Source organism: Paracraurococcus ruber (assembly GCF_004353985.1).
Taxonomy (GTDB): Bacteria; Pseudomonadota; Alphaproteobacteria; order Acetobacterales; family Acetobacteraceae; genus Paracraurococcus; species Paracraurococcus ruber.
Map to the genome: position 1 here is coordinate 1 of NZ_SMOA01000463.1, position 2846 is coordinate 2846.

The 2846-nt window shown below is 72.3% G+C and carries 2 protein-coding genes; one reads left to right on the forward strand and one right to left on the reverse strand.

What is annotated here, in order from left to right:
- Window positions 1–66 precede the first annotated feature (66 nt).
- Window positions 67–1764, reverse strand: a complete 1698-nt coding sequence (locus E2C05_RS30765) for an N-acyl-D-amino-acid deacylase family protein (RefSeq protein ID WP_133223417.1) — start codon at window positions 1762–1764, stop codon at window positions 67–69.
- 175 nt (window positions 1765–1939) lie between these two features.
- Between E2C05_RS30765 and E2C05_RS30770 the strand changes: the two genes are divergently transcribed.
- Window positions 1940–2752, forward strand: a complete 813-nt coding sequence (locus tag E2C05_RS30770; RefSeq protein ID WP_133223418.1) for an enoyl-CoA hydratase-related protein — start codon at window positions 1940–1942, stop codon at window positions 2750–2752.
- Window positions 2753–2846 lie beyond the last annotated feature (94 nt).

The following is a 2846-nucleotide window of genomic DNA, read 5'->3' on the forward strand; positions in this document are numbered from 1 at the left end:
GCAGCCGCCCCGCCGGCCGCGCGCGCGATGCCGGCGCCGGGAGGTCGGGACGCCGGCGCGCCGGCCTCATGCGGCGCTGCGCACCAGCCGGCCGGGCAGGGCACCCGTCGCCTCGCCATGGCGGTAGGTGACGCTGCCGGCCACGATGGTCGCGTCGTAGCCGCGGGCGCGCTGCATCAGCCGCCGCCCGCCGCCCGGCAGGTCGCGGATCATGCCGGGCTTCTCCAGCGCCAGAGCATCCCAGTCGATGACGTTGATGTCGGCGCGCAGCCCAGGCTTCAGCAGGCCGCGATCCGGCAGGCCCGCCGCGCGGGCGGTGTCGCTGGTCTGTCGGCGGATCAGCTCCTCCACCTTCAGGCCACGGACCTTGCCCCAATAGGCCAGCAGGAAGCTCGGGAAGCTGCCGTCGGAGATGAAGCCGACATGCGCGCCGCCGTCGGACAGGCCGACGATGGTGTTGGGGTGGCGCAGCAGCTCGGCGCTCGCGTCGAGCGTGTAGTCGGCATAGTTGGTCAGGGCGCAGAAGATGAAGCTGTTGCCGTCATCGGCCAGCAACATGTCGTAGGCGACCTCCTCCGGCGAGCGGCCTTCCCGCGCCGCCTGGGCGGCGATGCTGCTGTGCTCGGGCGGCGTGTAGTCCGGCGGGTCGCCGAAGGGGAACATGCGGGCGAAGGACAGCCGGGCGATCAGCGGAAAATTGCTGCCCTTGAAGCGGTCCTCCGACAGGATCCGCGCCCGCAGCTCCGGGTCGCGCAGGGCGGCGACGCGCTGCTCCAGCGGCAGATGCGCCACCGCCTTGTAGCTCGGCGCGCCGCTGAACGGGTTCTGGCTGCCGGACAGGCCCATCAGGATGCCGATGGGCCGTGGCGGGAAGACCGGGCGGATCGGCACGCCGTCCTTCGCCGCCTGGTTCGACAGCGCCAGCAGCTCCTTCCATACGCCGGTGCGGTCGTGCCGCTGCGTCAGGGAGAAGACCGCGGGACGGCCGCTGCGCTCCACCACGCGGCGGATCAGGCCGAATTCCGTGGCCGCGTCGGGCTGGTTGAAGTCCGAGACGAATTCCATGAAGCCCTTGCCGACGCCGCGCAGCCCGTCGGCGATGCCGGCCAGCTCCTCCTCCTGCGCGCGCAGCGTGGGCGTGAAGTCGCCCTTCAGGGTCTTGTGGCTGATGGTGCGGCTGGTGGAGAAGCCGAAGGCGCCGGCCTCCACCGCCTCGGCCACCAGCCGGCGCATCTCGGCGATGTCGCCCTGGTTGGCGCTCTCCAGCGCCAGCGCCCGCTCGCCCATCACATAGACCCGCACCGCGGCGTGCGGGACCAGCGCGCAGATGTCGATGTCGCGCGGCTTGGCCTCCAGCACCGCGAGGTAGTCGGCGAAGGACTCCCAGCGGAAGTCGAGGCCCTGCGAGAGCACGGGGGCGGGGATGTCCTCGACGCCCTCCATCAGCTCGATCAGCTGCATCTCGGTGCCCGGGCGGACGGGGGCGAAGCCGACGCCGCAATTGCCCATCACCGCCGTGGTGACGCCATGGATGGCCGATGGCGCCAGGTGGCTGTCCCACACCGCCTGGCCGTCGTAATGCGTGTGGATGTCGACGAAGCCGGGCGTGACCAGCCGGCCGGTGGCGTCGATCTCCTCCCGCCCGCGCGGCAGGCCGTCCCCGATGGCGGCGATGCGGCCGCCTTCCACCGCGATGTCGGCCCGGCGCGGCGGGGCGCCGCTGCCGTCGACGATGGTGCCGCCGCGGATGACGAGATCGGCCATGGTCCGTTTCCCTCTGCGCTTTGGGTAGCAGGCTAGGCGTTTTTCCAGCCGGTTCCAAGTATGGCGTCGGGGCATGGCGTCGGGATGCGGGTGGCAGCGGCAGCGGCGGCGCCCCGCCCTCCCGCCCTGGCGGGGGAGGGGGTATGCAGCGCGGTACACGTCACCGGAGGACCGCATGCCCGCCCTCGCCGCGCTCGACCACGCCTTCGAGACCCTGCAGGTGCAGGAGCCGGAGGCGCATATCCTGCAGGTCACGCTCAACCGGCCGGAGCGGGCGAATGCCTTCACCACCCGGATGGGCCGCGAGCTGGTCCAGGTGTTCCAGGCGCTGGAGGCCTCGCCCGGCGCCTATCGCTGCGTGGTGCTGACCGGCGCCGGGGAGCGCGCCTTCTGCGCCGGCGCCGACCTGAAGGAGCGCAACGGCATGACCGACGCGCAATTCGCCGAGCAGCACTACCTGTTCGAGCGGATGGCGCGCGCCGTGCTGGCCTGCCCGCCGCCGCTGCTGGGCGCCATCAACGGCGCCGCCTTCGCCGGCGGGCTCGAACTCGCGCTGTGCTGCGACTTCGCCTATGCCAGCGAGACCGCGCGCTTCGCGCTGACCGAGGTGACGCTGGGCATCATGCCCGGTGCCGGCGGCACGCAGAACCTGCCGCGCACCATCGGGGAGAGGCGGGCGAAGGAGGTGATCCTCACCGGCCGGCCCTTCAGCGCGCAGGATGCGCTGGCCTGGGGCATGGTGAACCGGCTCTGCCCGCCCGGGGAGGTGCTGGGCGCGGTGCTGGAGACGGCGCGGACCATCGCTGCCAATGCGCCGCTGTCCGTCCGGCAGGCGAAGAAATCCATCACCCAGGGACTGCAGATGGACCGCGCCAGCGGGATGCTGTTCGAGATCGAGGCCTATTACCAGCTGATCCCGACCGAAGACCGGAGCGAGGGCATCCGCGCTTTCAACGAGAAGCGCAAGCCCGACTTCAAGGGACGATGAGTCGTACCCGGCCTCGGCGGCAGCGCCGGCCCGGCGCGGCGCCCCCATCCGCCGCCGTCCGGGCGGCGCATGGGCGGGCGCCGGGCGACGCCTT